The 5,560-nt window shown below is 43.4% G+C and carries 8 protein-coding genes; all 8 read left to right on the forward strand.

The features are described from left to right. Positions 1–939 (forward strand): tyrosine-type recombinase/integrase (locus tag D7Y06_RS23805; protein ID WP_147415765.1); only part of this gene is annotated, 939 nt, incomplete at its 5' end. 1 nt (position 940) lies between these two features. Then, on the forward strand, positions 941–1,276 hold the full coding sequence (locus D7Y06_RS23810) for a plasmid mobilization protein (protein WP_120409991.1): 336 nt from the start codon (positions 941–943) through the stop codon (positions 1,274–1,276). Then, complete coding sequence (locus D7Y06_RS23815; RefSeq protein WP_120409992.1) at positions 1,266–2,363, forward strand: helicase RepA family protein; 1,098 nt, start codon at positions 1,266–1,268, stop codon at positions 2,361–2,363. The genes D7Y06_RS23810 and D7Y06_RS23815 overlap by 11 nt, the downstream gene beginning before the upstream one ends. A gap of 319 nt (positions 2,364–2,682) precedes the next feature. Next, on the forward strand, positions 2,683–3,840 hold the full coding sequence (locus tag D7Y06_RS23820) for a plasmid recombination protein (RefSeq protein WP_120409993.1): 1,158 nt from the start codon (positions 2,683–2,685) through the stop codon (positions 3,838–3,840). A gap of 8 nt (positions 3,841–3,848) precedes the next feature. Next, the gene (locus D7Y06_RS23825; protein ID WP_120409994.1) at positions 3,849–4,226 is read left to right on the forward strand and encodes a TnpV protein; all 378 of its coding nucleotides are present in this window, start codon (positions 3,849–3,851) and stop codon (positions 4,224–4,226) included. Positions 4,227–4,363: 137 nt separating this feature from the next. Then, positions 4,364–4,864, forward strand: a complete 501-nt coding sequence (locus D7Y06_RS23830; RefSeq protein WP_199714844.1) for a GNAT family N-acetyltransferase — start codon at positions 4,364–4,366, stop codon at positions 4,862–4,864. Positions 4,865–4,918: 54 nt separating this feature from the next. After that, the gene (locus D7Y06_RS26240) at positions 4,919–5,059 is read left to right on the forward strand and encodes a hypothetical protein (protein WP_158591482.1); all 141 of its coding nucleotides are present in this window, start codon (positions 4,919–4,921) and stop codon (positions 5,057–5,059) included. Then, the gene (locus D7Y06_RS23835) at positions 5,056–5,502 is read left to right on the forward strand and encodes a hypothetical protein (protein WP_120409995.1); all 447 of its coding nucleotides are present in this window, start codon (positions 5,056–5,058) and stop codon (positions 5,500–5,502) included. Before D7Y06_RS26240 ends, D7Y06_RS23835 begins: the two co-directional genes overlap by 4 nt. Positions 5,503–5,560: the final 58 nt, after the last annotated feature.

Genomic DNA, 5,560 nt, shown 5'->3' on the forward strand with positions numbered 1-5,560 from the left:
TTGCAAAATTCTGCTGACCTTGATATGGACTTTGAAGCCTTTACAGAGCTTTATGCGAATGATGTCAAGAACCGGCTGAAAGAAAACACTTGGCTGACAAAGGAGCATATCATTCGGACGAAGATTCTTCCTTACTTTGGTAAGATGAAGATTAGCGAGATTGGCACAAAGGAAATTATTGCATGGCAAAATGAACTGCTTGCCTACCGTGATGAAAAACGCAATCCCTATTCGCAAACGTATCTGAAAACCGTCCACAACCAGCTTTCAGCAATATTTAACCATGCAGTGCGCTATTATGACCTCCGCTCCAATCCTGCGGCAAAGGCGGGCAATATGGGGAGCGAGGAACACAAGGAAATGCTGTTCTGGACAAAAGAGGAATATAAGAGGTTTGCAGATGAAATGATGGATAAACCAGTTTCCTATTATGCGTTCCAGATGCTCTACTGGTGCGGAATCCGTGAGGGAGAATTGTTAGCATTGACCGCTGCAGATTTTAACTTTGATAAGGAAACGGTCACGATTAACAAATCCTATCAGCGTCTGCATGGCGAAGATGTGATTACTTCTCCGAAAACGAAAAAGAGCAACCGCACAATTAAAATGCCGAAGTTTCTCTGTGAGGAAATGCAGGAATATATTGGTATGCTGTACGGACTAAAGAAGAAAGACCGCATTTTCACGGTGACAAAAAGCTATCTCCATCACGAGATGGACAGGGGCGCAAAAGCCGCAGGGGTAAAGCGCATACGGATTCACGATTTGCGGCACAGCCACATCAGCTTATTGATTGACATGGGGTTCTCGGCGGTGGCGATTGCCGACCGTGTGGGGCATGAGAGCATTGAAATCACTTATAGGTACGCTCATCTGTTTCCGTCAAAGCAGACGGAAATGGCAGACAGGCTTGACGATTTGGGAAAGGGGGATTTTTGATATGTCGGCAAAGAATTTGGACAACTGCAACCGCTGGAGGAATAAAACCGTCGCTTTTCGGGTATCTCCCGAAGAAAATGAGCGGATTGACAAAGCGGTGCGGCTTTCGGGGCTTACCAAGCAGGACTATATTACAAGGCGGCTCTTATGCCAAGACGTAGTAGTGCAGGGCAATCCGAGGGTGTATAAGGCACTCCGCAATGAACTTGCCGCTGTTCTTAAGGAATTGCAGAGGATTGAAGCGGGCGACGGTGTAAATGAAGAACTGCTTGACACAATCGAACTGATTGCGGTTATTCTCGGCGGTCTGAAAGGAGAAAGTGAAGATGGCGAATAAAAAAGAAACGGCTGCCCCGAATGTATCTGTTGGCGCAGATACGGAACAACCGCCTAATGTAAACAATAACAGTATAACCAATTACCCGCCGAAAAACAATAGCGAAGCTCTTGAAACTGTATCTATGGCTGAATTGTATGATTCTGTATATCCGAGCAAGCCGCCTTTGATTGACGGTCTGCTCTACCCTGGCACTTATCTTTTCGCAGGCGCGCCAAAAGTCGGCAAGAGCTTTCTTATAGCGCAGATTGCGTACCATACCAGTATGGGAGTGCCGCTGTGGGAATATCCCGTCCGAAAAGGAACGGTCTTGTACCTTGCCCTTGAAGATGATTACCGCCGCCTGCAGGAAAGGCTGTACCGTATGTTTGGCACGGACGGGGCAGACAATTTATTCTTTTCTGTTTCGGCGGGGAATCTTGGCAATGGTTTGGATGAACAGTTGCAGGAATTTATGAAACAGCATACCGATACAAGGCTGATTATCATTGACACCCTCCAAAAGGTGCGTGAAGTCGGCGGGGACAATTACAGTTACGCAAATGACTATGAGGTTATTACAAGGCTGAAACAGTTTGCAGACAGCTATGGCATCTGTATCTTGATTGTCCATCATACCAGAAAGCAGGGTTCTGATGATAAGTTCGATATGATTTCGGGAACTACTGGCTTGCTCGGTGCGGCTGACGGTGCGTTCCTGCTGCAGAAAGAAAAACGCATCGGCAACGCCGCCACGCTTGAAGTGTCGGGCAGAGACCAGCAAGAGCAGAAACTCTATCTTCTCCGCAATCCCGAAACATTGTTATGGGATTTTCAAAAGGCAGAAACAGAACTTTGGAAAGAGCCGCCAGAGCCTTTACTTGAGGAAATAGATAAAAGAATTACTGTCGATTGCTCCTTGTGGAAGGGGACGGCGACGGAGCTTGCGGCTTGGCTGGAAACAGGGTTACAGCCGAATAGCCTTGCACGGAAACTGAATGTCCTGTCGGGACGTTTACTCAACGAATACGGCATCTTCTATAAACGTGAACGGTGTCACGAGGGGCGTATGATAAAGCTGTACCGTGGGGAGCGTGACGATATGTGACGGTGTGACGGTATTTTTAGGAGTGGGGTGCGGTACGGAAATAACCGTCACATCGACGCAAACCGTCACGGATAAAGTTTTTGCGGGGTGCAGGGGGCTTTTTACAAAAAGCCGCCCTGTCTCGTCTGCCGACTCGGTCGGTTCGCAGCTTGTGTGCCACTGGCACACGCTCACCCCTCGGAGAGCGCAAAACCTGCTTGCAGGTTGCATTTTTGTTGGCGAAGCCGACAAAAGTGCTTTTGCGTTACTTTCGGGAAAATAACAAAGCCTACCAGCCGAAAAGAAAGGGTGTGATTTTATAAGACGGACGATTAGCGCAATGGTGGGGAAAGGCTCGGTCAACCATAACAGCCGTAAATTCAAGGCTGAAAATGTGGATGCTGAACGCTCCCACCTCAATGTAGATTACTGTAATGAGAATATCAAGAAAGTATATCATAAGCTATTTGATGAAGCATTACAGAGATATAACGAGAAACAGACAAGGGCAGACCGCCGCATTGCCGATTATTACGAGAAGATACGGAACTCAAAGCAGGAAAAGCCGTTCCATGAGCTGATTTTGCAGATTGGGGATAAGGAAAATATGGGCGCAGGAAGTGAAAACGGACAGCTTGCAAGGCAGATTTTAGATGAATATTATCATGGATTCCAAGAGCGAAACCCTAATCTTTATGTATTTTCCGCTCATATCCATATGGATGAAGCAACGCCGCATTTACACATTGACTTTGTTCCGTTCACGACTGGCAGTAAGCGTGGGCTTGATACAAGGGTATCTTTGAAACAGGCGTTGGCGGCGCAGGGATTCAAAGGCGGTTCCCGTGGCGATACGGAGTGGAGCCAGTGGGTACAGTCCGAAAAAGAGAGCCTTGCCGCTGTGATGGGGCGGCATGGCATTGAATGGGAGCATAAAGGGACACATGAGAAACATTTGTCTGTCCTTGATTATAAAAAGCAGGAGCGGGAAAAAGAGGTCGTCCAGCTTGAGGGGCAGATTTCGGAGAAAAAAGAGGAATTCCAAGTATTGTCGGACAGGGTGGCGAATTACGACAAAGGAATGGAAAACCTAAAAACTCTGGAACAGGCGCTTGACACTTCTCCAGAGTACCAGTTGGCAGAGCCGCAGGGATTCATGTCTGCGAAGTCATATAGAAACAAAGTGGCAGAGCCTTTGGTGCAAAAGCTGAAATCACTTGTTAGAACGGCTCTTATAAGGTGCTTTGAAGCGTGGGACGGCTACTATCGGCTGAATGCCACAAATAGCAATCTCCACCGTGAAAATGAAGGGTTAAGGAAAACCAATGAGAAACTGGCAGGGGAAAATGAAAACCTCCGTGCGGAAAACAAAGATTATAAGCTGCTCCGTAAGACATTTGGGAGTAAGCAGATAGACAGCCTTTTAGAGCAGGCAAAAGCAGCACAAAAATCAAAACAGCGTGAAAAACGCTTTAAAAACAGCAAAGAAGAAAGGTAGGAAACACTATGGAAAATAGGATTTATGACGAAAATAACGGTCTCTGGTATGCAAGGCAAGACGACTATTACCTCCCAGAGCTTGCATTACCTCCCGAAGAAGAAAAGCTGATTGGTATTTGGGGACAGCGGCATTTACGGTATCTTAAAGAGCATAAACAGTTCGTTTATCTCAATCTGCTGACAAGCGGCAGGCTGAATGAATACCTTGCAAGCATAGATGAACAGGCAGAGGATATGTTTTTTCGGCTGGTAAAGGAGTATGCCGGCAAGCATGGAGTAACGGAGCAATTAAAGGCAGAAAACCAGCTTTTATGGGTTCAAAAAATGAATAATATTCGGGTTTGTGTGAGGGAAGTTGTGGAGAGCGAGTTTATCTATTCGTAGTGATAAGCGGCACTCCTGCAATATGTGGGAGTGCCGTTCAATTAAGCAAAAATAATTCGGGGAATTGAAAAATCTTACAAATTCGTGTATACTTAAAATAATTAGAATGAGAAATTAGAATTTGCGAGGAAAAAGTAATGATACTAAAATATAGAAACGCAACTCCAAATGATATTGAAGAAATATACAGTATAATTCGCACTGCTATAGATGCTATGGAGCGAGATAATATTTTTCAATGGGATGATTTGTATCCTACTAAAGAAGATTTTCAGGAAGATGTTGATAAAAGTCAACTCTATGTTGGTTCAGTGAATGGTCAAATAGCGGTTGTATATACCTTAAACCAAAAATGTGATAAAGAATATGAAAACGGCAAGTGGAAATATAAAGATAAGCCATTTTATATCGTACATAGACTTTGTGTGAATCCGACTTTTCAGAATAGAGGAATTGCTAAATCTACGCTATTATATATTGAAAAGCAATTAACGGAAATGGGTATTCATGTTATTCGATTAGATGTATTCTCTAATAATCCATTTGCATTAAGGCTATATAATTCTTTAGGTTATTCGGAAGTTGGCTATGCTGACTGGCGAAAAGGAAAATTCTTTTTGATGGAAAAGTGTTTTTAGCTACAAGTTACGTTTTTTCATACTGGAAAACCGGGAATTATGGAGGAAAAGAAAATGGCATTTAAGTTAGATAGCGTTGTACCTTGGGGCAGAAATATGGAAGAATACAAATTAATGTTCCGTTTAGATGATAATGATATGTCAAAAAAATTGCAGGGTTTGGCGATGGTCCAGCCTGTTTTAATTATGAGATGACTGAAAGAAATGGAAGTGTTATTTCGTTTGATTTGATATATCAGTTTTCGAAAGAAGATATAGAAAAACGTATTGAGGAAGTCCGAACTACAGTAATGCAGCAAATGCGGGCAAATATGGATAACTATGTGTGGAAGAACATTAAAAGTTTAGAAGAACTTGAAAGTACCCGTATGTCTGCTGTGAGAAAATTTTTGTCTGATTATGAAAAGGGAAAAGCAGAGGGACGTTATGTATTCCATGAACTGCCTGATAAATTACCCTATGGAGCAGATTACTTTGATATTGGGTTGAGTTCTCACTTCCTGCTAATGTATACATCATTAGGATATAATTTTCATATAGCATCAATGACAGAAATGCTTAGAGTATGTAAAGAAATTAGAATTTTCCCGATTGTAGATTTGGATGCAAATAAGACAGACTTAATTAGTGTCTGCTGATTAACAAAAATACAGCCTAAAACTATTGATTTTACTGCATTCTTCCGGCATGTATGGT

This window comes from Roseburia sp. 1XD42-69, assembly GCF_003612565.1.
Taxonomy (GTDB): Bacteria; Bacillota; Clostridia; order Lachnospirales; family Lachnospiraceae; genus Roseburia_B.